General features: G+C 67.6%; 25 protein-coding genes. 18 read left to right on the top strand and 7 right to left on the bottom strand.

Annotation, left to right across the window (positions count from 1 at the left end; genetic code table 11):
- The first annotated feature begins 297 nt into the window (after positions 1-297).
- Complete coding sequence (locus CKW06_RS22855; protein ID WP_024957711.1) at positions 298-777, top strand: DUF421 domain-containing protein; 480 nt, start codon at positions 298-300, stop codon at positions 775-777.
- Positions 778-819: 42 nt separating this feature from the next.
- On the opposite strand, the gene CKW06_RS22850 is transcribed toward CKW06_RS22855, so the two are convergent.
- The 6 genes from CKW06_RS22850 to CKW06_RS22820 form a co-directional block, all read right to left on the bottom strand.
- Positions 820-1,983, bottom strand: coding sequence for a hypothetical protein (locus tag CKW06_RS22850; RefSeq protein ID WP_024957712.1), 1,164 nt, complete (start codon positions 1,981-1,983; stop codon positions 820-822).
- Positions 1,984-2,078: 95 nt separating this feature from the next.
- A complete protein-coding gene (gene hemF, locus CKW06_RS22845) occupies positions 2,079-2,975 on the bottom strand; it encodes an oxygen-dependent coproporphyrinogen oxidase (RefSeq protein ID WP_005414887.1) in 897 nt (298 codons plus the stop codon).
- Between the two features lie 54 nt (positions 2,976-3,029).
- On the bottom strand, positions 3,030-4,643 hold the full coding sequence (locus CKW06_RS24145) for a hypothetical protein (protein WP_024957713.1): 1,614 nt from the start codon (positions 4,641-4,643) through the stop codon (positions 3,030-3,032).
- Positions 4,644-5,841: 1,198 nt separating this feature from the next.
- Positions 5,842-6,402: a hypothetical protein gene (locus tag CKW06_RS22830; RefSeq protein WP_024957714.1), complete on the bottom strand. Its 561-nt coding sequence runs from the start codon at positions 6,400-6,402 to the stop codon at positions 5,842-5,844.
- A 30-nt stretch (positions 6,403-6,432) separates the two neighbouring features.
- Positions 6,433-6,852: an NUDIX hydrolase gene (locus tag CKW06_RS22825; RefSeq protein WP_024957715.1), complete on the bottom strand. Its 420-nt coding sequence runs from the start codon at positions 6,850-6,852 to the stop codon at positions 6,433-6,435.
- Positions 6,849-9,221, bottom strand: coding sequence for a S9 family peptidase (locus tag CKW06_RS22820; protein ID WP_024957716.1), 2,373 nt, complete (start codon positions 9,219-9,221; stop codon positions 6,849-6,851). The genes CKW06_RS22825 and CKW06_RS22820 overlap by 4 nt, the downstream gene beginning before the upstream one ends.
- 168 nt (positions 9,222-9,389) lie before the next feature.
- Here CKW06_RS22820 and CKW06_RS22815 point away from each other — a divergent pair, with 168 nt between their 5' ends.
- From CKW06_RS22815 to CKW06_RS22805, 3 genes are read left to right on the top strand one after another with little or no spacing between them, the layout of a single operon-like run.
- Entirely contained in the window at positions 9,390-9,719 is a 330-nt protein-coding gene (locus CKW06_RS22815) for a hypothetical protein (RefSeq protein WP_024957717.1), read from the top strand.
- Between the two features lie 36 nt (positions 9,720-9,755).
- Entirely contained in the window at positions 9,756-10,409 is a 654-nt protein-coding gene (locus CKW06_RS22810) for an RNA polymerase sigma factor (RefSeq protein ID WP_024957718.1), read from the top strand.
- Positions 10,406-10,621, top strand: a complete 216-nt coding sequence (locus CKW06_RS22805; protein WP_005411616.1) for a hypothetical protein — start codon at positions 10,406-10,408, stop codon at positions 10,619-10,621. Before CKW06_RS22810 ends, CKW06_RS22805 begins: the two co-directional genes overlap by 4 nt.
- A gap of 90 nt (positions 10,622-10,711) precedes the next feature.
- Here CKW06_RS22805 and CKW06_RS22800 read toward each other — a convergent pair whose 3' ends face one another.
- Complete coding sequence (locus CKW06_RS22800) at positions 10,712-11,254, bottom strand: hypothetical protein (RefSeq protein ID WP_005411615.1); 543 nt, start codon at positions 11,252-11,254, stop codon at positions 10,712-10,714.
- 307 nt (positions 11,255-11,561) lie between these two features.
- Between CKW06_RS22800 and CKW06_RS22795 the strand changes: the two genes are divergently transcribed.
- The 14 genes from CKW06_RS22795 to CKW06_RS22730 all read left to right on the top strand — a co-directional run bounded on the left by CKW06_RS22795 (position 11,562) and on the right by CKW06_RS22730 (position 25,130).
- Positions 11,562-12,959: a cytochrome ubiquinol oxidase subunit I gene (locus tag CKW06_RS22795; RefSeq protein ID WP_024957719.1), complete on the top strand. Its 1,398-nt coding sequence runs from the start codon at positions 11,562-11,564 to the stop codon at positions 12,957-12,959.
- 1 nt (position 12,960) lies between these two features.
- Complete coding sequence (gene cydB / locus CKW06_RS22790) at positions 12,961-13,974, top strand: cytochrome d ubiquinol oxidase subunit II (RefSeq protein WP_005414876.1); 1,014 nt, start codon at positions 12,961-12,963, stop codon at positions 13,972-13,974.
- Between the two features lie 217 nt (positions 13,975-14,191).
- Positions 14,192-14,935: a beta-ketoacyl synthase chain length factor gene (locus CKW06_RS22785; RefSeq protein ID WP_024957720.1), complete on the top strand. Its 744-nt coding sequence runs from the start codon at positions 14,192-14,194 to the stop codon at positions 14,933-14,935.
- Entirely contained in the window at positions 14,928-15,725 is a 798-nt protein-coding gene (locus tag CKW06_RS22780; RefSeq protein WP_005414875.1) for a lysophospholipid acyltransferase family protein, read from the top strand. The genes CKW06_RS22785 and CKW06_RS22780 overlap by 8 nt, the downstream gene beginning before the upstream one ends.
- Positions 15,712-15,969, top strand: coding sequence for a phosphopantetheine-binding protein (locus CKW06_RS22775; protein WP_005411610.1), 258 nt, complete (start codon positions 15,712-15,714; stop codon positions 15,967-15,969). The genes CKW06_RS22780 and CKW06_RS22775 overlap by 14 nt, the downstream gene beginning before the upstream one ends.
- 17 nt (positions 15,970-15,986) lie before the next feature.
- Positions 15,987-16,244, top strand: coding sequence for an acyl carrier protein (locus CKW06_RS22770; RefSeq protein ID WP_005411609.1), 258 nt, complete (start codon positions 15,987-15,989; stop codon positions 16,242-16,244).
- Between the two features lie 22 nt (positions 16,245-16,266).
- On the top strand, positions 16,267-16,818 hold the full coding sequence (locus CKW06_RS22765) for a COG4648 family protein (RefSeq protein WP_005414874.1): 552 nt from the start codon (positions 16,267-16,269) through the stop codon (positions 16,816-16,818).
- Positions 16,811-18,496, top strand: coding sequence for an ApeI family dehydratase (locus tag CKW06_RS22760; RefSeq protein WP_024957721.1), 1,686 nt, complete (start codon positions 16,811-16,813; stop codon positions 18,494-18,496). The genes CKW06_RS22765 and CKW06_RS22760 overlap by 8 nt, the downstream gene beginning before the upstream one ends.
- Positions 18,486-19,256 carry a glycosyltransferase family 2 protein gene (locus tag CKW06_RS22755; RefSeq protein WP_024957722.1) on the top strand — a complete coding sequence of 257 codons (771 nt, stop codon included), beginning with the start codon at positions 18,486-18,488 and terminating at the stop codon, positions 19,254-19,256. The genes CKW06_RS22760 and CKW06_RS22755 overlap by 11 nt, the downstream gene beginning before the upstream one ends.
- 1 nt (position 19,257) lies before the next feature.
- Positions 19,258-20,199, top strand: coding sequence for a lysophospholipid acyltransferase family protein (locus CKW06_RS22750; RefSeq protein ID WP_024957723.1), 942 nt, complete (start codon positions 19,258-19,260; stop codon positions 20,197-20,199).
- Positions 20,189-21,739, top strand: a complete 1,551-nt coding sequence (locus tag CKW06_RS22745; protein WP_005411604.1) for an HAL/PAL/TAL family ammonia-lyase — start codon at positions 20,189-20,191, stop codon at positions 21,737-21,739. Before CKW06_RS22750 ends, CKW06_RS22745 begins: the two co-directional genes overlap by 11 nt.
- A complete protein-coding gene (locus CKW06_RS22740) occupies positions 21,726-22,157 on the top strand; it encodes an acyl-CoA thioesterase (RefSeq protein WP_024957724.1) in 432 nt (143 codons plus the stop codon). The genes CKW06_RS22745 and CKW06_RS22740 overlap by 14 nt, the downstream gene beginning before the upstream one ends.
- Positions 22,154-22,783 (top strand): outer membrane lipoprotein carrier protein LolA, encoded by a 630-nt coding sequence (locus CKW06_RS22735; protein ID WP_005411602.1) that lies wholly within the window; start codon positions 22,154-22,156, stop codon positions 22,781-22,783. Before CKW06_RS22740 ends, CKW06_RS22735 begins: the two co-directional genes overlap by 4 nt.
- On the top strand, positions 22,755-25,130 hold the full coding sequence (locus tag CKW06_RS22730) for an MMPL family transporter (RefSeq protein WP_032964027.1): 2,376 nt from the start codon (positions 22,755-22,757) through the stop codon (positions 25,128-25,130). Before CKW06_RS22735 ends, CKW06_RS22730 begins: the two co-directional genes overlap by 29 nt.
- The last annotated feature ends 9 nt before the right edge of the window (positions 25,131-25,139 follow it).

Raw genomic sequence — 25,139 nt, 5'->3', positions numbered from 1 at the left:
GAGGTTTCTGACTCGATCATGAATGTTGTCCTGATCGAGGTTCATTAAATTGGGCCCCTTCACGAACCGTTAGTGTTCGGAGTGCTTCTATAACTCTCGACAGGCGCAACGCCTGTTGTGGATCTCTCCCATCCCCTGGAGCAGATCTCGGAACGGGGACTCCTCCCCAAGTGCCCGTTCCCCGGCCCCGTTGACCTCCCCCTGGTCAGCGGGGCTTTTTATTTGTGCCGCCGCAGCACCAGGGATGGGGTCAGATCCTTGGTGCTAGGCTGGGCTACCGTTCCACAGGGGAAGACCATGCCCGATCTGTTTGCACTGGCAATGCCCTGGTGGGAGTTCATCCTGCGCGCGGTGGTGGTCTATGTCGTGGTGCTGGGCATGGTCCGGCTTGGCGGCAAGCGGGCTCTAGGGCAGATCACGCCCTTCGACGTGCTGTTGATCGTGCTGCTGGGCAATGCGGTGCAGAACGCGCTGCTGGGCACCGATACCTCGCTGGGCGGCGGCCTGCTGCTGGCCGCGACCCTCATCCTGCTCAACTATGGGGTGGGCTGGCTGACCACCCGGAATCGACGCATGGAGCGGATGATCGAAGGAGAACCTACCGTAATCGCGCGCGATGGCCGGCTTTTGGAGGGTGTTCTCCGCCGCGAACTGATCAGCCGGGCCGATTTCGATGCTGCGTTGCGCCAGCAGGGTGGCCTGCGGATCGAGGATGTGCAGATCGCCCTGCTGGAGACGACCGGGCACATCACCATCCTTCCGCGGAAGGGCACCTGATCGTGCAGCACCGAGCATGGGCTCGACGCTACAGGGCATCATTCACGGTGTGCAGCGGGTAGTGCCGGCCGCCGGTTTGCGCTCGTAGTAGGCGAATCGATTGCCGCTGTCGATACCGACCAGGTTGCCGTTCTGCAGCAGCTGAAGAACGAAGTCGCTGCCGATATCGCGGTGGATCAGGATGCGGCCATCGCGCAGGCTTGTCCGCAGTGGCTGTTCGCGGCCACCGGCCTCAACCACACCACCCTCGAGGAAACGCAGCTGCGACAGCACGCTGCGCTCGGCTTCAAAGCTGCCACAGGGCAGTGCGGCGGCCGGCACCGGCGTGAGCGCTGCCGCGGGGGCGCTGGCGAGAACGGCAAGGTCTTTGGCCGGACCGCAGGCCGGGGCATCCGCGCGCTGTGCACAGGATCGCTGCAGCGCATCGCGGGCCTCCTGCAGGCGGCCACTGCTCCACAAGGTTTCGGCGGTGTCGGCGCAGAACGTTTCGCCCTGTTGCACGCGGCAAAGGTCGATCAGTTCATCAAGCTGTGCAGGTGGCAGAGGCGCATCCACGGAATGCTGCAGGCCGAGCAGGGCTTTGCCCATCATTTCCGAGGCAATCTCCTTGGCTGCCGTCATGCAACCCTCGGCGTCGAACGAGGGCAGCTCCTCCCTGCAGATCTCGGGAATCGGCGGTTCTTCCTTTCTGGGCGCTGCGTCCTTGGCCTGCTGCTGGTAGGTCTCCAGCAGGCGCATGCAGGCTGCGCCCACGCCCTCGGCGCACCAGGCGTGCAGTTTCACGGGTGCGGCCTCTGGCAGCGCCTCCAGGCACTCGGAGGTGTTCATCACGCAACCGTCCTCGACGGGCTGCGGCATCGTCTTGCAGGCGGCGGCGTGCTCACGGGTGAACTCGCGATAGGGCGTGCTGATCGTGCGGTCGTTGTCCGAGAAGTACCAGTTTTCCAGCTGGCCCGTGGAGAGGTTGCCGGTACCGAGCACGTCTTCCTGGCGGGCGATGCGCAGCTCCTCGGTGGCCTGGTAGGGGCCGGACAGGAAGCCGTGGCCTTCGCTCTCCAGGGTCAGCGTGGTGTTGCCGTTGCTGTCCTTGTAGGTGCCGCAGGCCATCGACTGCGCGGCGGCCGGCAGGCTGGCCGAGGCCAGCGCGAGCACCAGCAGGGCACGCCAGCCCGCGGCGCGAGGGCGGGGGGAAACAGCAGCGGGCATGGGGTCATCCTTGAAGGAAGTGAGCAGGGCCTGTCCGGTGCGGGGCGCACCACAGGCAGGAGAGGGCGCCACGGGTCAGGCGTGGCGCCGGAAGATCACAGCCAGTCGCGCGGCACCAGATAGTCGGCCAGGCGCGCCTCGGCGCTGCCCGCTTCCGGCGCGAAGCCGTACTCCCAGCGCACCCGTGGCGGCAGGCTCATCAGGATGCTCTCGCTGCGGCCGCCGCTCTGCAGGCCGAACAGCGTGCCGCGGTCGTAGACCAGGTTGAACTCCACGTAGCGGCCGCGGCGGTACAGCTGGAACTCGCGTTCGCGCTCGCCATAGAGGGCGTCCTTGCGCTGCTGCACGATCGGCAGGTAGGCGTCGAGGAAACCATCGCCGACCGCACGCAGATAAGCGAAGTCGCGCTCGAAGTCGCCGTGCAGGTCGTCGAAGAACAGCCCGCCGACGCCGCGCGTTTCATTGCGGTGGCGCAGGAAGAAGTACTCATCACACCAGCGCTTGTGCGCGGCATAGCGTTCGTCGCCGAACGGCGCACACAGATCGCGTGCCACCTTGTGCCAGTGCTGCACATCCTCGTCGAACGGATAGAACGGGGTCAGGTCGAAGCCGCCGCCGAACCAGCTGGCCACCACTTCACCATCGCGCTGCGCCTGGAAGAAGCGCACGTTGGCATGGGTGGTCGGCACGTAGGGGTTGAGCGGGTGGAACACCAGCGACACGCCGGTGGCGCGCCAGGAGGCGCCGGCCAGTTCCGGGCGGTTGGCCGAGGCCGACGGCGGCAGGCGGCTGCCGGACACATCGGAAAAGCCGATACCGGCCTGCTCGAACACCGCGCCGTCGCGCAGCACGCGGGTGCGCCCACCGCCGCCCTCGGCACGCTGCCACAGGTCTTCCTGGAAGCGGGCCCGGCCATCGACGGCCTCGATCGCCGCACAGATGCGGTCCTGCAGGTCGGTGAGGTAGGCGCGCACGCGCTCGAATTCGTTCATGGCGCGTACTTTACCGCAGGGCCCGCCCGAAGCTGCGGACAGGCCCTGGCCGGCTCAGCGCTTGCGGTTGGAATGGCGTGGCGGCGGGGTGTCGTCTGATGCCGCGTCATCGGCCGCCTTCTGCAGCGCGCGGCCCAGATCGATCAGTTCCCAGTTCTGGGTGCCGAGCACGTCGCAGGCCACGTGCAGGCCACTGCGGTCGGCCTTGCACAGCCGGTCCAGCAGTGCATGTGCATCCACCTCGGCATCGTTGCCCTGGGCCGTGACCAGGTTCTCGCAGCCCTCGCGGACGCCGGCGCGGCAGACCGTGGTGTAGTGCTCGGCGGCCTGCAGCCAGTGCCCGGACAGCGCAAGGCGGTTGCCGAGTACGTTGCAGCCCTGCAGCTTGCCCTGCGCGCAGCAGGCTTCCGCCCCGCCGGCAGCGAGCGCCTGCGGGCAATCCTGGGGTAGCGGCAGCACGGTGTATTGCTTCGGTGCACTGCAGCGGCCCGGGCCATCGCCAGTGGGGGTGAACACCTGGAAGCGGGTCCAGGTATCCAGGCCCAGCAGTTGGCCGCCAGGCAGCGGACGCAGCACGAAGTCGCCGCCCCTGTCGTGGCGGATGCGGATGTCGCCCTCTTCGACGCGGGCGCGGAGATGACTGTTCCAGCCAACGCCGACCAGGCCGTTGTCACCGAAGTCCAGCGTGTCCATCAGACCGCCATCGGCCCGGTAGTTGCCGCAGGGCAGGGCCGTTGCCGGTTGCGGTTGCAATGATGCGCCCAGCGCCTGCAACGCCGGTAGACGCTCGCAGGTGGCGGTGTCGTTGCCCGGTGTACAGGCCGCAGCCAGCGCCTGCACCGCCAGCAGGGGATCTCCCGCGTCCCAGGACAGTTCGGCCACCCGCTCGCAGAAGCCGCCATGCGCTACCTCGCGGCACAGCCGCAACAACTGTTGCCGCCGCTCAGCCGGAATGATCACCGGCACGGTCGGCGCCGTCATCGTCACCATGGCTTCGGTCATGGCTGCCGTCATCGCGGCCTTGACCAGCTGCGCCTGCACTGCGGGGTCGGCCTCGAGCGCGGCGGCACATGCCGGGGTTTCCTGTTCGAAGCCACCGTTGTCACAGGCAGCGGGGAGCTTGATACCGGACAGGGCGGCGTCGAGGGCCGCCTTCTGCTGGACAGGATCGGCTTCGACGACAGGTTTAGCCTCCTCATGCCAACGATCAGCCAGTTGCAGGCACATGCCGGGCACGCCTTCCCGGCACCCTGCTTCCAGCGCGGCCGGAGTGGCTTCGTGACGGTTGTCCAGGCAGGCCACGGCATTGGCCAGGCAGCTGCCTTCAGCCGGTGTGGCTGCGGCGGCGCATTGTTCGGGGGCCAGCAGGATGTAGGTCGTGCCATCCACCTCGACCGTGCGGCCACGGTCGCGCACCTGCAGCGCGCTGGGCAGGCCATGTTCCAGGTTCACCAGTTGCAGCTTTCCGTCGATCTGCTGGAACGCGACCGGAGACGGTGCACTGCCGAAGTGCTTCTGCTCGCCACGGTTGGGTGAGCTGATGCGCAGCGTGCTGCTGCCTTCGTCGGCCTTGAACAGGCCGCATTGTGGTGACTGTGCGGCGGCCATCGGTGCGGCCAGCAGCAACGCCCAGGCCAGCCAGCGCTGGCGCGGTGCGGGTGAATGCATGTCGTCTCCTTGACGATCGAACGGGAAACTCCAGGCGCTACGGCGAACCAGGGCCCTCGCGCGGGGGCGTACATTCTGCCGTGCCGTGCCGGGCACGGGCTGGTAACGCTGGTAGGCGGTCTGCGCATCCATGCCGAGCAGATCGCCGTTGCCGAGCTGGCGCAGCACAAGGGTTTCGCCGTTCTGCTGCATGTGGATGGCGCCGTTCTGCAGGCGGGCCCGGGTGCCATCGCCGAAGTCGAGCCTGTCGATCACGCCTCCATCGGCCTGGTAGCGGCCGCAGGGCACCTGCTGGGCCGGGACGAGGCGCAGGTCGGTGCCGGGACCGCGCAGCGGTGCGATGCGTTCGCAGGCGCTGGCGCGGCCGGCATCGCAGACCACCTGCAGCGCCTGCACCGCCAATGCGGGCTCCAGCGCGATCAGCTGCTGTGCGGCTACTTCGACGCAGAAGCGGCCACCACGTTGCTGCAGGCACAACTGCTGCAGGCGATCGCGTGCAGCGGCCGGAAGCGGTGAATCCGGCATGTCTTCGTCTTCCTGTTGCAGGCGTTCACCGACCTTCTGCATGGCGGCGGCTAGCGCATCGCCGGTCAGCGTCTCGCAGGCCTGCGGGTCATGGCCGGGCGTGTGTTCGCGGCAGATGGGCGGGCGTTCGAAGCGCGCGGGGCTGGTGTCATCGCTGCCGGCTACAGTTGTTCCATCGCGAAGCTGGCGCAGCAGCGCCGAGCAGCCCGCGCCAACGCCTTCGCTGCACGCACGCTGGGCCTGGCCGGGTGAGGCCGTGGGCAGCCGTGCAACGCAGTGGCTGCCGGCGGCGCGGCAGCTGCCGTCCATCGCGCTGGGCTCGCTGGCGCAGGCGCGGGGCTGGCGCAGGATGTAGAGCACCACCCCGTCGTGCTCGATGCGCTGCCCATCGGCGCTGATCCGGATCGGCTGCGCCACGCCATCGTCGAGCATGACCAACCGCGTCTGTGCCGCACCGCGATCAACCCACAGCGGCTGCGGCTCGCTGCCATCATCGTGGTGGTAGCCGCTGCCGGGACTGGTGAACACCAGCGCCATGCCGCCATCGGCGCTGCGGTATTCGCCACATTGCAGCGCGTCGGCGCTGGCAGGCAGCGCAGTCAACAGCAGCAATGCGGGGAGAAGGGTCGGTAAGCGCAAGCGACGGTCCTTGTCGTGCGGGAAAGGGGGGGGCTCAGTGGAAGCGCGAGCGGAGGTCCGGCCGCAACAGGCGCCAGGCCAGCCAGCCCTGCAGGCCGAGGAGCACCAATGACATGGCCACCACGGTCAGCGTGATCAACCCGCGTTTCAGATGGAGTTCCTGCTGCAGGACGGCGTCGTCGGAGAGAAACGGGATGACGTCACGCATGAACACGTCCAACCAGCCGGCGATCGCAAAGTTGGCCAATGCGCTCAGCAGCAGGATCACCACAAAGCTCCACAGGCCCCAGCTGCGCTCGCGCAGCAGGCCCCAGCTGGCCAGCGTCGAGGCCAGGCACAGCAGCGCGGCAATCATCGACGCGACCACCGGATGCGCCAACAGCCAGGTCAGGCTGTGCAGGTGCTGGTCTTGTACTTCCCTCTCAACCAGATGCCAGATCGGAAGGTTGTGCAGCGGCCACAGCAGCAGCCCCTGCATCACGAAGTACACCGTGAGCAGCAGCGACAGCCAGAACGAAGCGTGTGCGATCGGGCGCACCCAGGCGTGATAGGTCGGCTGGACCAGCGAGGGAATCGGCGGGATCGACATTGACATCCGGTGTCCTTGCAATCGGTGCCCGCGCGATCAGCGGGCCGTCACCCGGGTGGCGACGGCCGGCAGGATATGGTGTTCGCTCAACGGTGCCAAGGGCTGGCCATGCGGCGGCTGCAGTGGCACCCAGGCCAGTTCGGCGATCTCGGCACATGCCTGTGGCGTGCCGTCCACCCGCACCCACCAGGCCTGTGCCTGCACCCGATGGCCGGGTTCGTTCACCGCCCAATCCTCGAAGGTGCCCAGCGCGATGGCGGTTTCGGCGCACAGCTGCACACCGAGTTCTTCGTCCAGTTCGCGGGCCAGCGCCTGCAGCGGCGCTTCGCCGGGTTCGGGCTTGCCGCCCGGTTGGATGAAGCGGCTGGCGCCGTGCTTGCGCACCACCAGCGCCCGGCCGCGGTCATCCAGGATGACCGCGGCCACGATGTGGACCGTGGCCGCGGCGTTGCTCACTTCAGGTTCTGCTCGAACAGCTTGAGGATGCGCTTGTACTGGTCCAGCCAGGAATCGGCGCGCACATAGCCGTGGCGCTCCAGCGGGTACGGTGCGATCGACCAGTTGTCCTTGTGCAGTTCGATCAGGCGCTGGGTGAGGTTCACCGAGTCCTGGAAGAACACGTTGTCATCCATCATGCCGTGGGCGATCAGCAGGTTGTCCTGCAGGTTCTGCGCGTATTCGATCGGCGAGGACACGCGGTACGCCTCCGGATCGATGTCCGGGGTATTGAGGATGTTGCTGGTATAGCCGTGGTTGTACTGGTGCCAATCCACCACCGGGCGCAGCGCGGCGCCGGCCTTGAACGTGCCCGGCGAGCGGAACAGGGCCATGAAGGTCATGAAGCCGCCGTAGGAACCACCGTAGATGCCGGCATGGTCGCGGTCACCCTGCTGGGTGTCGACCAGCCAGTCCAGGCCGTCCTTGTAGTCTTCCAGTTCCGGGTGGCCCATGTTGCGGTAGATCGCCGTACGCCAGTCGCGGCCGTAGCCCTCGCTGCCGCGGTAATCCATGTCCAGCACGATGTAGCCCTTCTGCACCAGCAGGTTGTGGAACATCTGCTCGCGGAAGTAGGCCGGGTAGCGCTGGTGCACGTTCTGCAGGTAGCCGGCGCCGTGCACGAACATCACGATCGGGTACTTCTTCCCCGGTTCCTTGTTTTCGGGCTCGTAGTACTTGGCCCAGACCACGCCGGCGCCATGCTTGGACGGCACCGCCACCAGCTTCGGCTGGATCCACTGGCGCGCCTTGAACTCGGCAGTGCGGGTGTCGGTCAGCACGCGGGCCTGGCCTGCGCCGGTGCTCGGTACCACGGCCAGCTGCGCCGGCAGGTAGGCGCCGGAGTAGCGCACCAGCAGCTGCTGGCCGTCTGGGGACAGCGAGAAGTCTTCCACGCCGTTGAGGCTGGTCAGCTCGCGCACCTGGCGGCTGCCGGTGTCGACCGCGCAGACCTCGTAGTCATGCGGCGCCTGCTGGTTGCACAGGAAGTAGAAACCCTTGCCATCGGCCGAGGGCACCGGCGCCGAGGTTTCCCACTTGCCGCTGGTCAGCGCCTGCGGCTTGCCCGTACCGGACTGGGTATACAGGTGCGAGAAGCCCGATTCCTCCGACAGCAGCCACAGCGTGCGGCCATCGGCCATCCAGCCGAAATCATTGAAGCCCCAGTTGATCCAGGCGTTGTCGGTCAGGCGATGGCGGTTCTGCACGCGGCCGTCGGCGGCGTTGACGCTGATGATCCAGCGGTCCTTGTTGTCGTTGGCACGCAGCATCACCGCGGCCTGCTGGCCATCGGGGCTCCAGCGGATGCCACCGCCCATGAAGTCGCTCATCACCTGCAGGCTGCGCTCGCCCTTCAGCGCGTCCTTGCCGGCCTTGCGGCGCAGCTCGGCCAGCGGATCGGTGCTGATGCCCGGCAGGCCGGCCAGCGAAACCTTCTCGGCCTTGCCGGTGCGCACGTCCACGTACCAGAGCGTGTGCGGCTCGAAGCCGTTACGGCCGACGCGGGTGCGGGTGTCCTCGGTTTCCTCGTAGCCCGACTCGGTCACGTACAGCGGCATCTTGCCGCCACGGCCGTCATCGAAGTCCTTTGGCTTGGTCACCACGATCAGGTGGGTCAGGTCAGGCGACAGCACGCTGTCGGCGATCTCCACGTCGGCGCCCAGGTACACCGGGCCCGGCGCGCGGGTCGGGTCAGCCTGGCGCCAGCGCTGGTCCTGGTCCTTCAGTGCTTCGCGCTGGTCACGGTCGCGGCGAAGGGTTTCCAGCGTGCGCAGCTGCTGGTCGCGCAGCACGTCGGCCTTCGGCGGCGTACGCGGGTCCTTTTCGGCCTTCAGGCTGGCCACCTGCTGCACGCCGCTGGCGGCGGTCCAGTGGAACCAGTTCTGGCCGACGCGCCAGATCACGCCATTGTCGGCGGCGAAGTTCACGTTGCCCGCGCGCTCGTTGCTGCGGGTCAGCTGGGTCAGCGCGCCGCTGCGCAGGTCGCGCACGAACACATCGCCATTGCGCACGAAGGCGCTGCGGCTGCGGCTGCGGTCGTAGACCGGCTCGGCCACGTCCAGGGTGCCGCGCTGGTCATCGGCCACCTGCGCGGCCACGCCACCGGCCACCGGCTGGCGGAAGGTATCGCGCACCGGGCTGCCGTTGCGCTTGAGCTGGTACTCCACCTGCTGGCTGTTCCACGACCACCAGGCCTTCTCGACCGGCGGGCCGATCCAGTCCGGGTCGGCCATGGCCTGTTCGATGGTGATCGGCGTCGGCGCGGCATGCGCGGCCGGTGCGGCCAGCACGGCCGACAGCAGGAGGGACAGGGGCAGCACTCGGGACATGGGCGGACGGCACCAGTAGAGGAAAACCGGCCAAGCGTAGCAGCCGCAAGGGCCGGGGGCAGGGGCCACAGGTCATGGCAGCGGGATTGGCAAAGTAGTGCAACCGCTGGCCGGCCTCGCGCATCCATTCTCCTGAACCCGCATCATCCACCGAACAGGAGCCCGACCATGCAGGAACTCATCCCGATCACCCTCTTCATCTGCATCGCCTACGCGATCAACGCCATTGCCGATGCCCGCGCGCGTAGCAAGCTGGTGGCCCCGCACGTGCCCGAGGAAGTGATCCGCTCGCTGGCCGTGCTGGAAGAAGAGCGGCGCCGCCAGGGCGCGCTGCGCTGGGGCATTAGCCTGGTCTGCCTGGCGCTGGCCATGGCCCTGCTGGAAGCGATGGGTGCCCGTGACCTGACCTTCGGCGCCGCCGCCGCACTGGTCGGCAGCGCCGGCCTCGGCCAATTGCTGGCCTGGCACTTCACCCGCCCTGCCGCACGCAAGGGCTGAGGCAGGCGTGCCACGGGCACAGGGGGCGCCCCGTAGATGAGCCTGCTCGGCGAAGCACTGTCGGCACTGCAGGGCCGTCGCCGCCACGATACAGCGGCGACGGCGGCACCCGCTGCACCGCTGGATGCGGACCAGGCCCTGGTGCGGGCCATCATCGATGGCTCGCAGGCGGCCTTCGCGCAACTGGTTGAAGCCCACCAGCGCACCTGCGCGCATGTGATCGGGCGCATGGTGGGCGACCGCGATCAGGTGGCCGACCTGCTGCAGGAAACTTTCCTTGCCGTGTTCCGCCAGCTGCACCGGTTTCGTTTTGAATGCTCGCTGCGTACCTGGGTATCCCGGGTCGCTTACACCACGGCGCTGCAGCACCTGCGCCGGCGGCGGCTGGAGGCGCAATGGATGGTGGCCGTGAAGGTGCCGGAGGAACTGGGGATCGGCGATGAAGGCCCGGGCCCGGTGGAGTTGAGCGAGGCGCTGCAGGCCGGGCGCCAGCTCGGCGCGGCGCTGGATCGGCTGAGCGCGCCGCAGCGTCTGATCGTCGGCCTGCATTACCTGGAGGATTTCGATCTGGCCGAGATCGAGCAGGTGACCGGACTGGCACGCGGTACCATCAAGAGCCACCTGCACCGCGCGCGCCAGGTCCTGAAGCAGGAACTGACGCGGCATGCCACTGCCGGAGAGCTGCTGTGAACCCATCGACCGACCCTCGCGATGCGGAAGCGCGCGCGCTGGCGCAGGCGTTGCGTGAGCAGGTGCAGCGGGAAGAAACGCCGGATGTGAGTGAGGCGCTGCAGAAGCGCATTGCCGCTGAGTCACGCGACAGTGGCGTGGGCTATGTGGTGGTGCAGGTGCTGTTGTTTGGCGCACTGCTGGCTGCAGCGGCCTGGTATTTCTGGCACTGATTGAAGATCAAGCCCGGGGCCGTATATGGAGCCGCCGTGCTTCGAACCAGATCGAACCAATCTGAAATCCGTCCACGGGGATCACTTGGATCAGACCTTCGATTTCTCAATATCTTCAGGATTCAGATCGATGCTCTTGGACTTCCATTCGTCCAGCTGAAGTTGGTTGACGAACGCCCTGATCAGCGGATGATTGTCAATCTCTGCTTCGACCTCCTTCGTGACCAGCAGCGTTTGGCGTGTTGGACCCAGCTGATCGATCATCTCATCGGTCACCACTTCCTCGACAACTAATCTTTCGAATTCCTCAGGGATGAAGTCAAGCGATTCTGAAGATTCATCGGTCAGGAAAAGCACCAGGGAATCCAAGGCCAGAACGAACGCCTCGCCTTTATTGTCAGCGGCTGAAACACCGTACTGGTCGAGTGGAACGGCGTTCTCGAGATAGAGATGGGTCTCGCTCATCAGACGTTGTGAAGGCATGTCGCCTGTAGCAACCAAGTTCCACAATGAATCCAGAAAGTTACGCGCTGGCTGCTCCTGGAAAATCGACGAGGCTGAGAAGCCAAGGTAGAGCCTTTCGGTGGAATAGAGTGCGCGCAGAAGCTCACGGCGTTGCGGAGTTGTGATCATTGGCTATCTGAATGATTTGGCTGATTTGAGCGATGTTCTGTGAGGATTCGGCAAGAACGGAGACACCACCTGTCGAGCTTGGCCGACTGCAGTCAGCAACCCAGGACTGCAAGAGCCTCGCACGTCAGAAGGCCCGCAGGTATGGGACGAGTTGCAGTTTGTCCGGCCAATCTGAAATCGCGCCCGTTCCTGAATCCGCCTCCCCCTGCGACAAAGTGAAGCAGCGCGTCACCCGGTCGCATCCCGTCTTAACGAAATCCTCCTAAAGTGGTCCGGTATCCCACCGGTCACAGGCAGGAGGCGTCCCTTGGACGCGTTGTTGTTGTCCCGGATCCAGTTCGGATTCGTCATCAGTTTCCATGTGCTGTTCCCCGCCTTCACCATTGGCACGGCCAGCTGGCTGGCCTTCATCGAATGGCGCTGGCTGCGCACGAAGTTGCCCGTGTGGCGCGAGCTGTATTTCTTCTGGCAGAAGATCTTCGCGGTGTCGTTCGGCATGGGCGTGGTCAGCGGCATCGTCATGGCCTTCCAGTTCGGAACCAACTGGCCACGGCTGAGCGAGGTGGCCGGCACGGTCATCGGCCCGCTGCTGACCTACGAAGTGCTGACCGCGTTCTTCCTGGAAGCCAGCTTCCTCGGCGTGATGATGTTCGGCTGGGGCCGCGTCTCGCCGCGCCTGCATTTCCTGTCCACCTGCATGGTGGCGCTGGGCACGCTGTTCTCCACGTTCTGGATCCTGTCGTCCAACAGCTGGCTGCATACGCCGGCCGGCTACGAGATGGTCAACGGCGTGGTGCATCCGGTGGACTGGTGGCAGGTGGTGTTCAATCCTTCGTTCCCGTACCGGCTGGCGCACATGGCGCTGGGTTCGTTCATCACCACCTGTTTCGTGATCGGTGGCGTCGGCGCGTGGTACCTGCGCAAGGGCACGCACGTGGAAGCGGGCCGGCGCATGTTGATCGCAGCGGTGGCGTTCGCGGCACTGACCGTGCCGGTGCAGATTTTCGTCGGCGACATGCATGGCCTGAACACGCTCAAGCACCAGCCGATGAAGATCGCGGCGATGGAAGCGCACTGGCATGAAACCAAGGAGGGCGAGGGCGTACCGCTGGTGGTGTTCGCGCTGCCGAACGAGAAGGAAGAGCGCAATGATTTCGAAGTTGCCATTCCGAAGCTGGGCAGCGTGATCCTCACCCACAGCCTGGACGGCACCTTCGACCCGCTCACTTCGGTACCGTCCAGCGAGCGGCCGCCGGTGACGCCGGTGTTCTTCGCCTTCCGGATCATGGTCGGGCTGGGCACGCTGATGCTGCTGCTGGCCTGGGTGTCGGCGTTCCAGTTGTGGCGCAGGAAGCTGCTGGATTCGCCGTGGCTGCTGCGCGGCTGGAACTGGATGCTGCCCAGCGGCTTCATCGCGCTGCTGTCCGGGTGGTTCGTCACCGAGATGGGCCGCCAGCCGTGGGTGGTGTATGGCGTGCTGCGCACTGCTGATGCGGTCGGCCCGCAGAGCGCGTGGATGACCGCGCTGTCGCTGGGTGTCTACGTGGTCGGCTACGCCTTCGTGTTCGGCTGGGGCATCTGGTACCTGGTGAAGATCCTGCGCCACGGACCGCGGCCACATGATGATGGGCCGTCGCTGGACCACGGCAGCCACACCCCGGCACGCCCGCTGTCGGCGGCAGACGAACCGCTGGAGGAGCGCTGACATGGACCTGATGACCTGGCTGCCGGTGGCGTGGTTCGCGGTGATCGGCTTCGGCGTGCTGATGTACGTGGTGCTGGACGGTTTCGTGCTCGGCATCGGCATCCTCGCCCCGTTCGCCGAGGACGAGGAACAGTTGGACCTGATGATGAACACCGCCGCGCCGATCTGGGACGGCAACGAGACCTGGCTGGTGCTGGGTGGCGCCGGCCTGCTGGCGGCGTTCCCGAAGGCGTATGCGGTGCTGCTGTCGGCGCTGTACCTGCCGGTGCTGCTGCTGGTGGTGGCGCTGGTCTTCCGCGGCGTGGCGTTCGAGTTCCGCTTCAAGGCGCATCGTTCGCGCCGGCTGTGGAGCGTGGCGTTCGGCCTCGGTTCGCTGCTGGCCACGTTTGCCCAGGGCGTGATCCTCGGCACCCTGGTGCAGGGCATCCCACTGGTGGACGGTGTCTATCAGGGCGGGCCGTTTGCCTGGTTCAGCCCGTTCGCGATGCTGACCGGCGCCGCGCTGGTGGCCGGCTATGCGCTGCTGGGCAGCACCTGGCTGATCCTGAAGACCGAAGGGCGCGTGCAGGCGCTGGCGCGGCAGATGACCCGGCCGCTGGTGGTGGCGGTGATCGCGGCGATGGGCCTGGTCAGCAGCTGGCTGCCGTTCCTCGATTCGCGGCTGATGGCCCGCTGGTTCAGCGACGGCAACTTCTGGTGGCTGTCGCCGGTGCCGCTGTTGACCCTGGCGGTGGCCGCCGCGCTGTGGCGCAGTGCGACCCATCCGCGCCGGGACCTGCCGCCGTTCCTGCTCAGCCTGGCGCTGTTCGTGCTTGGTTTCCTTGGCCTGGTGCTGGGCATGTGGCCGTACCTGCTGCCGCCGTCGATGACCCTGTGGCAGGCCGCCGCGCCGGCCTCCTCACTGGGCTTCACCCTGGTCGGGCTGGTCATTCTGCTGCCGGTCATCCTCGGCTATACGGCGTGGTCGTACCGGGTGTTCCGCGGCAAGGTGCACGCCGACACCGGTTACCACTGATGGATTGAAGGCGGGGCCCGCCGGTGCCGGGCCCCGTGTTGGGGAATGTGAAACCTGCACACCCCGGGCGGGACGTGCTAGCGTGCGCTCCTTTCCGGCAGCCAGGGGGGCAGCCGGCGACGTCCTGGACGGACGCACGGCTGCAGGAATGGGGGGCCGCCGCGCGTCGCCGTAATGGCTCGTGCCTATCGTTCTCCCGTTGAAGCACCAACGCTAAATGATTGAATTCTCCATCGTCGACTGGGCCGCGTGGGCGCCCGGCCTGAGCGAGCGTAGCCAGTGGCTGGGCTGGGCCGAAGCGCCGTACCTGCCGCACGGCGGGGATACGCCGGCACTGGCAGAGGTTCCGGCAATGCAACGCCGTCGCATCGAGCGGTTGGGCCGCATGGCGATCCAGACCGCGTGCTGGTGCGAGGACGGGCAGGGGGCCGACAGCGACGTGCCGCTGGTGTTCGCCAGCCGCCATGGCGACGTCGCACGTTCGATGGACCTGCTGGGGGCGCTGGTCGGCGACCAGCCGTTGTCGCCCACCGGATTTGGCCTGTCGGTGCACAACGCGATCGCCGCGCTGTATTCAATCGCCCGCGGCCATCGCGGCAACTACCTGGCATTGGCTGCTGGCCAGGCAACGGTCGAAGCCGCGTGCCTGGAGGCCGTCGGCCTGCTGGCCGATGGCGCCCGCGAGGTACGGGTGGTGGTCTACGAGTCGCCGCTCCCGGAGGTTTACGCGACGTTCGCCGACGAACCCGACCCGTTCTTCGCCTGGTGCTGGCGTTTGACCGCGCCAGCAGAGGGCCGGCCGACGCTGGCGCTGCAGTGGCAGCCGGCCGACGGCCAGGCCAGCACTGTGCCCGGCCTGCTGCCGCACGCGCTGGACCTGCATCGCTTCCTGTTGTCCGGCGCGCCAGCGCTGGAGCACGTGGCCCATGGCCAGCGCTGGCGCTGGGGCCGCCGTGAGTGAGCTGCCGCGCCGCCTCGACCACGCCTGGCGGGTGTTTGGCACCGGCCTGAGCTTTGTTGCGTTTGGCCTGGGCGGGCTGCTGCTCGGCGTCCTGGTGATGCCGGTACTGCTGCTGATGCGGGACCCGGTGGCCCGTCGCCGGCGCGCCCGGCGCGTGGTCCAGGTCGCGTTCGCCAGCCATCTGCGGCTGATGCGCGGGCTGGGGGTGATGACCTACGAGATCGAGGGCGGTGAACGCCTGCAGCGTGACGGCCTGCTGGTGCTGGCCAACCACCCGACCCTGATCGACGTGGTCTGCCTGATCTCGCTGCTTCCCAACGCCGACTGCGTGGTCAAGCGGGCCGTGGCCTGCAACCCGTTCATGCGCGGTCCGGTACGGGCCGCCGGCTACATTTCCAATGACGATGGCGCCGGCCTGGTCGATGACTGCGTGGCCGCGGTGCATGCCGGCGGCACCCTGGTCATCTTCCCGGAGGGCACCCGCAGCGTGCCCGGGCAGCCGCCGCGCCTGCAGCGCGGGGCCGCCAACATCGCCGTACGGGGCCGCATCGACGTCACCCCGGTGCGGATCACCTGCAGCCCGCCAACCCTGACCAAGGGACAGAAGTGGTATCGTGTCCCCTCACGTCGCTTTCACGTTCGGCTGCAGATCGGCGAAGATATCCCGATCGCGCCTTTCTTGGCCGAAGACGACTCGCCAAGGGGGGATGCCTTGGCGGCACGCCGCGTTACCGAGCACCTTTCTCGTTATTTCGACCTGTCTGGAGAGCCGCCCCGTGCAAGCACTTGAGCACGAGATCAAGGAATTGATCATTTCCTCCCTTTCGCTGGAGGACATCACGCCGGAGGACATCGATCCGACCGCGCCGCTGTTCGTCGAGGGCCTCGGCCTGGATTCGATCGACGCGCTGGAGTTGGGCCTGGCGCTGCAGAAGAAGTACGGTGTCAGCCTCTCGGCCGATTCGGAAGAAACCCGTCGCCATTTCTCCAGCGTGCGCGCGCTCGGCGAGTTCGTCGCCGCCCGCCAGTCGTAACGGCGCCAGGAATTGCCATGACCAAGAATGAACTGTTCGAACGCATCGTCAGCATCCTGACCGACAGCTTCGAGATCGAAACCGCCCGGATCACCCCCGAGGCACGCCTGTACGACGACCTGGATATCGACAGCATCGATGCGGTCGACCTGATCGTGCAGCTCAAGCCGCTGCTGGGCCGCAACCTGCAGCCGGAAGCGTTCAAGGCCGTGCGCACCGTGCAGGACATCGTCGATGTCGTGCATGGGTTGCTGCCGGACCAGGCAGCCGCCTGACCGCAGCGCCGGCGGCTCCGCCATGGCACGCGCACGCACGGTCGTGGTGGCTGCGATCTCGCTGGCCTACCCGGTGCTGGTGTACCTGGCGATGGGCCGTTTCGAGCCACGCTGGCTGTCGCTGCTGCTGTTCACCCTGGCCCTGCTGCGTGCGCTGAGTACGCGCCAGCCGCTGTGGTGGGCCGCCGCCGCGGGAACCGGCCTGCTGGCCGTGTTGGCCACCGTGCTGAACCAGGCCCTGCCGCTGAAGCTGTATCCGGCGCTGGTCAACATGGTGATGCTGGCGGTGTTCGGCACCAGCCTGCGCTTCGGCCCGCCGCTGGTGGAACGCCTGGCGCGGTTGCAGGAGCCGGACCTGCCGGCGTTCGCGGTGGCCTATACCCGCCGCGTCACCCAGGTGTGGTGTGGCTTCTTCGTTCTCAACGGCAGCCTGGCCCTGCTGACCGCGCTTTACGCGTCGGACCGGGTCTGGATGCTCTACAACGGATTGTTGGCGTACGTGATGATGGGCGTGTTGTTTGCAGGTGAGTGGCTGGTGCGGCGTCGGGTCAAGGCAGCGCACGCGCATGGCTGAGTGGATTGCCCTGGACCGGCTGCTGGTGGACCCGCAGCCGCAGCGCAGCATCGGCGTGTGCGATGGCGAGGTGATCGACCATGCCCGCTTCCGCCAGCGGGTGCTGGCCTGGCGTGCGGCCTTTGCTGCTGCCGATGGCCGTGACTGGGCCCTGTACTTCGATGAGGCGGTGGCCTTCGCTGCTGCGCTGTTCGGCGCCTGGCATGCCGGCAAGCGGGTGTTCCTGGCTGCCGACAACCTGCCGGCCACGCTGCAGGCGCTGCGGCCACAGGTGAGCGGTTTCGCCGGCGATGTTTCCGCCGACTACCGAGCGCTGGTTGCCCCCACCGTTGGCGTGGACGGCGAACTGCAGGTGCTGGACGAGCGCGCCTGCGAGCTGTGCGTGTTCACCTCCGGCAGCACGGGCCAGCCCAGTGCGATCAACAAGCGCATGGACCAGCTGGCGCGCGAGGTGGATGCGCTGCAGGCTGCGTTCGGCGCGCAGCTGGAAGGCGTGCAGGTGCATGGCACGGTGTCCCACCAGCACATCTACGGCCTGCTGTTCCGGGTGCTGTGGCCGCTGGCCGCCGGCCGCCTGATCCATCCGCGCCGGTTCTTCCACGAAGACCTGGTGGGCGCGCTGGCCGGTACCGACACGGTGCTGGTGGCGACGCCAGCCCACCTCAAGCGCCTGCCCGAGCAGCTCGACTGGGCCAGCCTGCACGGCCGCCTGCGCGCGGTGTTCTCCTCCGGTGGCCCGCTGCCCGAAGAAGCCGCACGCCAGGTACGGCAATGGCTGGGCGTGGCACCGACCGAGGTTTACGGCAGCAGCGAAACCGGTGGTATCGCCTGGCGCCGCTGGGATACCGACCTGCCACCGTGGCAACCGTTGCCGGGCGTGCAGTGGCGCATCGAGGATGGCTGCCTGGCCGTCGCCTCGGCGCATCTGGAAACCCTCGACTGGTGGCGCACCCAGGACCGTGTCGAAGCCCTGGCCGATGGCCGCTTCCGCCTGCTGGGCCGCGCCGACCGCATCGTCAAGATCGAGGAGCGCCGCGTTTCGCTGGATGCGCTGGAACGCGCGCTGCGCGAAGACACCGAAGTGGACGATGTGAGAGTGCTGGTCCTGCCGGGACAGCGTGAGCAGCTGGCAGCGGTGGTGGTACCGGCCAGCCTGGCGCTGCTGGAGGGCGGTGACGCCGCGCGCCGCGCGCTGGGCCAGCGCCTTGGCGCGCGCCTGGCACAGGCGCATGACGCGGTCACCCGGCCGCGCCGCTGGCGCCTGGTGAAGGCGCTGCCGATCAATGCACAGGGCAAGGTCACCCAGGCGGCACTGGCGGCGCTGTTCCAGCCGCTCATGCCGGTGCCGGTCTGGGATCACCGCGATGCTGCCAGCGCTACGTTGCGCATGACCCTCGACCCGGCGCTGCGGCCGTTCCAGGGCCACTTCCCGCAGGCGGCGATCCTGCCCGGCGTGGCGCAGCTGGACTGGGCCGTGCGTTTTGGCCGCCAGGCGTTCAGCATGCCGGCCGGATTCCTGCGCATGGATGCGGTGAAGTTCCAGCACGTGGCCCGCCCGGGCGATGAGCTGACCCTGCAGCTGGACTGGGATGCCACGCGCAATGTGCTGGCCTTCCGCTACACCTCCAGCCACGGTGTGCATGCCAGCGGCAAGGTGGTTTTCGCAGATGCGGACTGATCCGGCCGTTGCCGGTGCCGCGTTCGCGCCACTGGTGGTGATTCCCGTCTACGACCACGAGCACGCCATCGGGGCGGTGGTCGACGGCGTGCAGGCCGCCGGGCTGCCGTGCCTGCTGGTCGACGATGGCTCGCATGAAGCGTGCGCGACGGTGCTGCGTTCGCTGGCACAGCGCCAGGGCGTCGACCTGCTGCGCCTGGACATCAACCAGGGCAAGGGTGGGGCGATGCTGGCCGGTTTTGCCGAGGCCGCTGCGCGTGGCTACAGCCACGTGCTGCAGATCGATGCCGACGGCCAGCACGATACCGCCGACCTGCCGCGTTTCGTCGAGGCGGCGCGTGCGCACCCGGGTGCGGTGATCTGCGGCATTCCGGCCTACGACGCCAGTGTTCCCAAGGCGCGCCTGTATGGCCGCTACGCGACCCACATCTGGGTCTGGATCAACACACTGTCGCTGCACCTGCGCGACACCATGTGCGGCTTCCGCGTGTATCCGCTGCCGCCGGTGCTGCGCCTGGTCGGTGAAGAGACCATCGGCCGCCGCATGGATTTCGATACCGAGGTGATGGTGCGCCTGTACTGGCGACAGCTGCCGGTCGAGCACCTGGCCACGCGGGTGACCTATCCCGCCGATGGCGTGTCGCACTTCGATGTGTGGCGCGACAACGTGCGCATCAGCCGCATGCATACCCGCCTGTTCTTCGGCATGCTCTGGCGCGCACCGCGCCTGCTGTGGCGCCGCCTGCGGGGGCAGCGCTGAGATGGCGGCCGCGCAGGGCGCTCCGCACTGGGCCGACATCGGCGAATCGACGTCGGTGGCCGGCGTGTTGTTCCTGTGCTGGGTGCACCGCTGGTTCGGGCGCTGGCCGTTCCGTCTGTGCGTGTGGCCGGTGGTGGCCTGCCACTGGCTGGGCAACCGCGTCGGCCGCCAGGCCTCCATGCAGTACCTGCAGCGCCTGCAGGCACACAGCGGTGTGCTGGGCCGTGCGCCGACCCGGCGCGACAGCCTGCGCCACTTCTTCGCCTTCGCCGACACGATGCTGGACAAGATCCTCGGCCTGGGCGGGCGCTATCCGGCCGAACGCATCCACCTGCATCGCGACCTGGTGCTGGACAAGATCGCGCGCCGCGAAGGCGGGCTGATCCTGACCGCGCACATCGGCTGCCTGGAACTGTGCCAGGTGCTGGCCGAACAGGTGCCGGGGTTCCGCATCACCGTGCTGGTGCACACCGCGCATGCGCAGCGCTTCAACCGCCTGCTGCAACGGCTGGACCCGCTGGCGGCGGTGGAACTGGTGCAGGTAACCGAAATGGGCCCGGCCACGGCAGTGATGCTGGCCGAGCGCGTCGCGGCGGGGGGCTTCGTCGCCATCGTCGGCGACCGCACGCCGGTGCAGGGCGGACGCAGCGTCACCGCCGATTTCCTTGGCCACCGCGCCCCGTTCCCGATCGGTGCCTATGTGCTCGCCGCCGCACTGGGCTGCCCGGTCTACACAATGGCCTGCCTGCACCAGGGCGAGGGCTACCGCGTGGCATTCGAACAGTTCGCCGAACGCATCGTGCTGCCGCGCGGCTCACGCGATGCGGCACTGGCCGAACAGGCACAGCGCTTCGCGCGCTGGCTGGAACTCCAGGTCATCCAGTCCCCGTTGGACTGGTTCAATTTCTTCCCCTTCTGGGATCAGGCTCCGCATGACGACTGACGCCGTACCCGCGTGCCGCTTTGGCGATGCACCGTTGACCATCGAAGACGTGGTTGCCCTGGCCCAGCGCCAGTGCGAGGCCGCACTGAGCGACGCGCCGGCGTTCCGCGCCCACATCCAGCGTGGTGCCGACTTCCTCGACCGCCTGCTGCGCGAGGATGGCGTGATCTACGGTGTGACCACCGGCTATGGCGATTCGTGCACGGTGAACATCCCACCGGCACTGGTGGCTGAACTGCCGCACCACCTGTACACCTACCATGGCTGCGGCCTGGGCCGTTACCTGGACCCGGTCGAGACCCGTGCGGTGCTGGCGGCGCGCCTGGCCTCTCTGGTGCGCGGCATGTCCGGTGTAAGCCTGCCGCTGCTGGAAGGCCTGGCCACGCTGCTGCAGCACGACGTGCTGCCGATGATTCCGGCCGAAGGCTCGGTCGGTGCCAGTGGCGACCTGACGCCGCTGTCATACGTGGCGGCGGTGCTGTGCGGCGAGCGCGAGGTACTGCACGACGGCCGCGTGCAGCCGGCGGCGGACGTGCTGGCGAAGATCGGCATGACCCCGCTGAAGCTGCGGCCGAAGGAAGGCCTGGCGATCATGAACGGCACCGCGGTGATGACCGGCCTGGCCTGCCTGGCCTGGCAGCGCGCCGACTACCTGGCACGCATGGCTACGCGCCTGACCGCGTTCAACGTGCTGGCCAGCGACGGCAACGCGCACCACTTCGACGAAACCCTGTTCGCCGCCAAGCCGCACCCGGGCCAGGGCCGCATCGCCGCGCGCCTGCGCAGCGACCTGCACAGCGAGCGCCCGCCGCGCAATGAACAGCGCCTGCAGGATCGCTACTCGCTGCGCTGCGCACCGCATGTGATCGGCGTGCTGGAGGACAGCCTGCCGTTCCTGCGCCAGCTGATCGAGACCGAACTGAACAGCGCCAACGACAACCCGCTGATCGACGCCGACGGCGAGCGCATCCTGCATGGCGGCCACTTCTACGGGGGCCACATCGCGCTGGCGATGGACACCCTGAAGAACACCGTGGCCAACGTTGCCGATCTGCTCGACCGGCAGCTGGCGCTGGTGGTGGACGCCCGTTACAACCATGGCCTGCCGGCCAACCTGTCGGCGGCCACCGGTCCGCGCGCGGCCATCAACCATGGCCTGAAGGCACTGCAGATCAGCGTGTCGGCCTGGACTGCCGAAGCGCTGAAGCAGACCATGCCGGCCAGCGTGTTCTCGCGTTCCACCGAATGCCACAACCAGGACAAGGTCAGCATGGGCACCATCGCCGCGCGCGACTGCCTGCGCGTGATCGAGCTGACCGAACAGGTGGTGGCGGCAATGCTGATCGCCGCGCGCCAGGGCCTGGCCCTGCGTGAACGGGTTGGCCTGAATGCGCAGCTGCATGGCAGTCTGGCCGACATGTACGCCGACCTGGGGCAACGCATCGCCCTGGTCGAGGAAGACCGCGCGCTGGATCGCGAACTGCGGGAACTGCTGGTGGAGATCCGCGCGCAACGTTGGGAGCTGTATGCCGGTGAATGAGGCCATTGAACGGGTTGGCGAGATTGCGTTGACCCCCGCCTTCCATGACTGCGATCCGATGAACGTGGTCTGGCATGGCAACTACTTCAAGTACTTCGAGATCGCGCGCTGCGCGCTGCTCGGTCGCTACGACTACGACTACCCGCAGATGCTCGAATCGGGCTACCTGTGGCCGGTGGTCGACGCGCGGGTGAAGTACGTGCGCCCGCTGCTGTTCAACCAGGCGCTGCGCGTGGTCGCGCGCATCGTGGAATGGGAGAACCGGCTGAAGATCGAGTACGAAATCCTCGATGCGGAAAGCGGCCAGGTGCTGACCCGGGCGATGACCATCCAGGTCGCGGTGGACGCGGCCAGCAAGGAAATGCTAAACCAGTGCCCGCCGGTACTGTGGGAACGCCTGGGAGTGCCTGCGCCATGAACCGAGCGAACCGTTTCGCGCGTGCGCTGCTGTGCGCGCTGCTGCTGGTGGCCGCACCACTGGTGCAGGCGGCCGACCCCGCCATCGATGCGATTACCCAGGCGGTGGCGCGGCCGGATGTGCTGCGTGGCCAGTTCACTCAGGAAAAGCAGGTGAGTGGCTTCAGGAACCCGCTGCGCTCGCAGGGCCGGTTCGTGGTCGCGCGCCAGCACGGCGTGATCTGGACCACGCTCAAGCCGTTCCCCTCGGAAGTAGTGGTCACCGCCGATCGCATCCTCAGCCGGCAGCGTGATGGCAGCACCCGCGTCGAACTGGACGCGCGGCAGCAGCCGGCGATGCGTTCAGTGAATGCGATCATGTTCGCGTTGATGAGTGGCGACGTGCAGGCACTGTCCAGCCAGTTCAACGTGGCGGCCAGCCGTGAAGGGCAGGGCTGGCGGCTGCGCCTGACGCCGAAGTCGGCGATGCTGGCCAAGGCCTTCGAATCGCTGACCCTGCAGGGCGACCGCTACGTGCGCCAGGTCGAGATCGTCGAGGCCAACAAGGACCGCACGCAGATCCAGTTCAGCGCGTTGAGCGAGGCGCCGGCCACGCTCAATGCCGACGAGGCCCGCCGCTTTGAGTGAGGCCGTGGCATCGAACGCACCGGACCGGTTGCGGCGCTGGTGGCACTGGCTGGGCATTGCCTGGCTGCTGGTGCTGCTGGCGCTGGGCGCACAGCAGTGGCAGCTGTGGAGCCAGCAATCGCGGATCGACACCGACATCCTCGCCCTGCTGCCGCAGGATGCGCACGACCGCCTGTTGAGCGACGTCACCCGGCGCATTGCCGATGGCAGTTCGCGGCAGGTCGTGGTGCTGCTCGGCAGCAAGGACAGCGCGGCTGCCAAGCGCGCGCAGGCGGCCTTTGCGGCGGCCATGGCCAAGGATGCCGACCATGCCTTGCTGGTACCCAGCGGTTCGATCGAAGGCTGGTTTGACGAGGCGCGCGCGTTCTACGCGCCGTACCGCGACCGCCTGCTGACACCGGCCCAGCGCGAGCAGTTGCTGGGCAGCGAACCGGGCGTGTTGGCCGAGCAGGCGCTGGCTGCGCTGTATGGCCCGATGGGTGCGCCGCGATTGACTGAATGGCGCCAGGATCCGTTGTCGCTGTGGCCGCAGTGGTGGCAGCAGCAGGCGCAGGGTTCGGGCCTGCGGTTGGGCGATGACGGCCTGCTTGAAGCCGAGGGCAGGCATTGGGCCGTGCTGCAGTTCGATACGCCCGGCTCGGCGTTCCAGCTGGATGGCGAGCGCCACCTCGATGGCCTGCTGGAACGTGCCGGGCAGGCCGCCACGGCGGCGGCGCCTGAGCTTGAAATCCTGCATGCGGGCGTGCCGCTGCATGCCGAGGCCGCTGCGGTGCAGGCCAACCAGGAGATCAACACCATCGGTTGGGGGTCGCTGGCGGCGGTGCTGCTGCTGGTGTGGCTGGCATTCCGCTCGCTGCGCCCGATCCTGCTGGTGGCCGCCTCGCTGCTGATCGGCTGTGGCGTGGCGCTGGCGGTGACGGTGCTGGTGTTCGGCAAGGTGCATGTGCTGACCCTGGTGTTTGGTGCGTCGCTGGTGGGTGTGGCCGAGGATTACGGCATTCACTGGTTCGCCTCGCGCCAGGCCGAACCGGCCGATCGTCGCTGGAAACTGCTGCGGCATCTGCTGCCCGGCCTGTGGCTGGCCCTGCTGACCAGTGCGCTGGCCTACCTGGCATTGGGCCTGGCCCCGTTCCCCGGCCTGCGCCAGATGGCACTGTTCTCGGTGGTGGGCCTGGCCGCAGCTTTCCTCACGGTGATCTTCTGGTTCCCGTGGCTCGACGGTGGCGAGATCCGCCAGACCCGCTTCTCGCAGTGGCTGGGCAATACGCTGGAGCGCTTCCCGCGCCTGCATGGCCGCCGCGCGGTGACGATGTTCGTGGTGATCACGCTGGCGCTGTCTGCCATCGGCATCGCGCGCCTGCAGAGCAACGACGACCTGCGCAGCCTGCAGTCCTCGCCGCCGGCATTGATGGCGCAGCAAATCCGCCTGAGCCAGTTGCTGGGCATGCCCAGTCCGGCGCAGTTCTACCTGGTGCAGGGTGTCGATGCCGCGCAGCTGCTGCAGCGCGAGGAAGCACTGACCGAGCGCCTGCGTGTGTTGGCCACCGACAAGCGCATTGGTGGCTATCGCGCGATCAGCGATTGGCTGCCATCACCGGCACGCCAGCAGGCCGATGCTGCGCTGACCGCGAAGGTGGAACCCGGCGTGCTGTCGGCCGTGTCCGAGGCGGTGGGCGAGCCGCTGCAGCGGCCGCAGTTCGCCGGCGCGCCGCTCACCGCCGAAGCCTTCCTGGCCTCGCCGGCCTCGCAGCCGTTCCGCCACCTGTGGGTGGGTGAAGTCGGTGGGCAGATGATCAGCGTGGTGATGGTCGATGACCTGTCGCGCGCCGATGCCCTGGCCACGCTGCAGGGTGCTGCCGAAGGCCTGCCCGGCGTGCGCTGGGTAGACCGCACCTCCGATTTCTCCAAGCTGCTGGGCCACTACCGCAAGCTGATGGGCGGGCTGCTGCTGGTCGGCATCGCACTGGTGTTCGGTGCGCTGTGGCTGCGCTACCGCCGCCAGGCCTGGCGCGTATTTGCCCCCACCCTGATTGCCGGCGCACTGACCCTGGGCCTGCTGGGCCTGTTCGGCCAGCCGCTGCAGCTGTTCAACGTGCTGGCGCTGATGCTGCTGCTGGGCATGGGCATCGACTACGGCATCTTCCTGATCGAACACCGTGGCGATGCCAGCGCATGGCTGGCGGTCTGCGTGGGTGCGGCCAGCACCTGGCTGTCGTTCGGCCTGCTGGGCCTGTCGCAGACCCCGGCGCTGCGCGCGTTCGGCCTGACCCTGCTGTTCGGCATCGGCCTGGTCTGGCTGATCTCGCCACTGTTCCGGCCGCCACCGCATGACCTGCCGCCGGCCTGAGTCCGCCTT

The sequence above is a fragment of the Stenotrophomonas maltophilia genome, from assembly GCF_900186865.1.
Taxonomy (GTDB): Bacteria; Pseudomonadota; Gammaproteobacteria; order Xanthomonadales; family Xanthomonadaceae; genus Stenotrophomonas; species Stenotrophomonas maltophilia.
The sequence above is the reverse complement of the archived record's forward strand: the minus strand, read 5'-3'. Positions and strand labels throughout refer to the sequence as shown.

Excerpts from the sequence above, each read along its gene's own strand:
- CKW06_RS22820 (WP_024957716.1), bottom strand. The coding sequence starts at position 9,221 with ATGTCCCGAGTGCTGCCCCTGTCCCTCCTGCTGTCGGCCGTGCTGGCC.
- cydB (WP_005414876.1), top strand. The coding sequence starts at position 12,961 with ATGGACCTGATGACCTGGCTGCCGGTGGCGTGGTTCGCGGTGATCGGC.
- CKW06_RS22785 (WP_024957720.1), top strand. The coding sequence starts at position 14,192 with ATGATTGAATTCTCCATCGTCGACTGGGCCGCGTGGGCGCCCGGCCTG.
- CKW06_RS22745 (WP_005411604.1), top strand. The coding sequence starts at position 20,189 with ATGACGACTGACGCCGTACCCGCGTGCCGCTTTGGCGATGCACCGTTG.
- CKW06_RS22755 (WP_024957722.1), top strand. The coding sequence starts at position 18,486 with ATGCGGACTGATCCGGCCGTTGCCGGTGCCGCGTTCGCGCCACTGGTG.
- CKW06_RS22830 (WP_024957714.1), bottom strand. The coding sequence starts at position 6,402 with ATGTCAATGTCGATCCCGCCGATTCCCTCGCTGGTCCAGCCGACCTAT.
- CKW06_RS22855 (WP_024957711.1), top strand. The coding sequence starts at position 298 with ATGCCCGATCTGTTTGCACTGGCAATGCCCTGGTGGGAGTTCATCCTG.
- CKW06_RS22735 (WP_005411602.1), top strand. The coding sequence starts at position 22,154 with ATGAACCGAGCGAACCGTTTCGCGCGTGCGCTGCTGTGCGCGCTGCTG.
- CKW06_RS22850 (WP_024957712.1), bottom strand. The coding sequence starts at position 1,983 with ATGCCCGCTGCTGTTTCCCCCCGCCCTCGCGCCGCGGGCTGGCGTGCC.
- CKW06_RS22760 (WP_024957721.1), top strand. The coding sequence starts at position 16,811 with ATGGCTGAGTGGATTGCCCTGGACCGGCTGCTGGTGGACCCGCAGCCG.
- CKW06_RS24145 (WP_024957713.1), bottom strand. The coding sequence starts at position 4,643 with ATGCATTCACCCGCACCGCGCCAGCGCTGGCTGGCCTGGGCGTTGCTG.
- CKW06_RS22750 (WP_024957723.1), top strand. The coding sequence starts at position 19,258 with ATGGCGGCCGCGCAGGGCGCTCCGCACTGGGCCGACATCGGCGAATCG.
- CKW06_RS22740 (WP_024957724.1), top strand. The coding sequence starts at position 21,726 with ATGCCGGTGAATGAGGCCATTGAACGGGTTGGCGAGATTGCGTTGACC.
- CKW06_RS22730 (WP_032964027.1), top strand. The coding sequence starts at position 22,755 with ATGCCGACGAGGCCCGCCGCTTTGAGTGAGGCCGTGGCATCGAACGCA.
- CKW06_RS22810 (WP_024957718.1), top strand. The coding sequence starts at position 9,756 with ATGAGCCTGCTCGGCGAAGCACTGTCGGCACTGCAGGGCCGTCGCCGC.
- CKW06_RS22770 (WP_005411609.1), top strand. The coding sequence starts at position 15,987 with ATGACCAAGAATGAACTGTTCGAACGCATCGTCAGCATCCTGACCGAC.
- CKW06_RS22815 (WP_024957717.1), top strand. The coding sequence starts at position 9,390 with ATGCAGGAACTCATCCCGATCACCCTCTTCATCTGCATCGCCTACGCG.
- CKW06_RS22800 (WP_005411615.1), bottom strand. The coding sequence starts at position 11,254 with ATGATCACAACTCCGCAACGCCGTGAGCTTCTGCGCGCACTCTATTCC.
- CKW06_RS22765 (WP_005414874.1), top strand. The coding sequence starts at position 16,267 with ATGGCACGCGCACGCACGGTCGTGGTGGCTGCGATCTCGCTGGCCTAC.
- hemF (WP_005414887.1), bottom strand. The coding sequence starts at position 2,975 with ATGAACGAATTCGAGCGCGTGCGCGCCTACCTCACCGACCTGCAGGAC.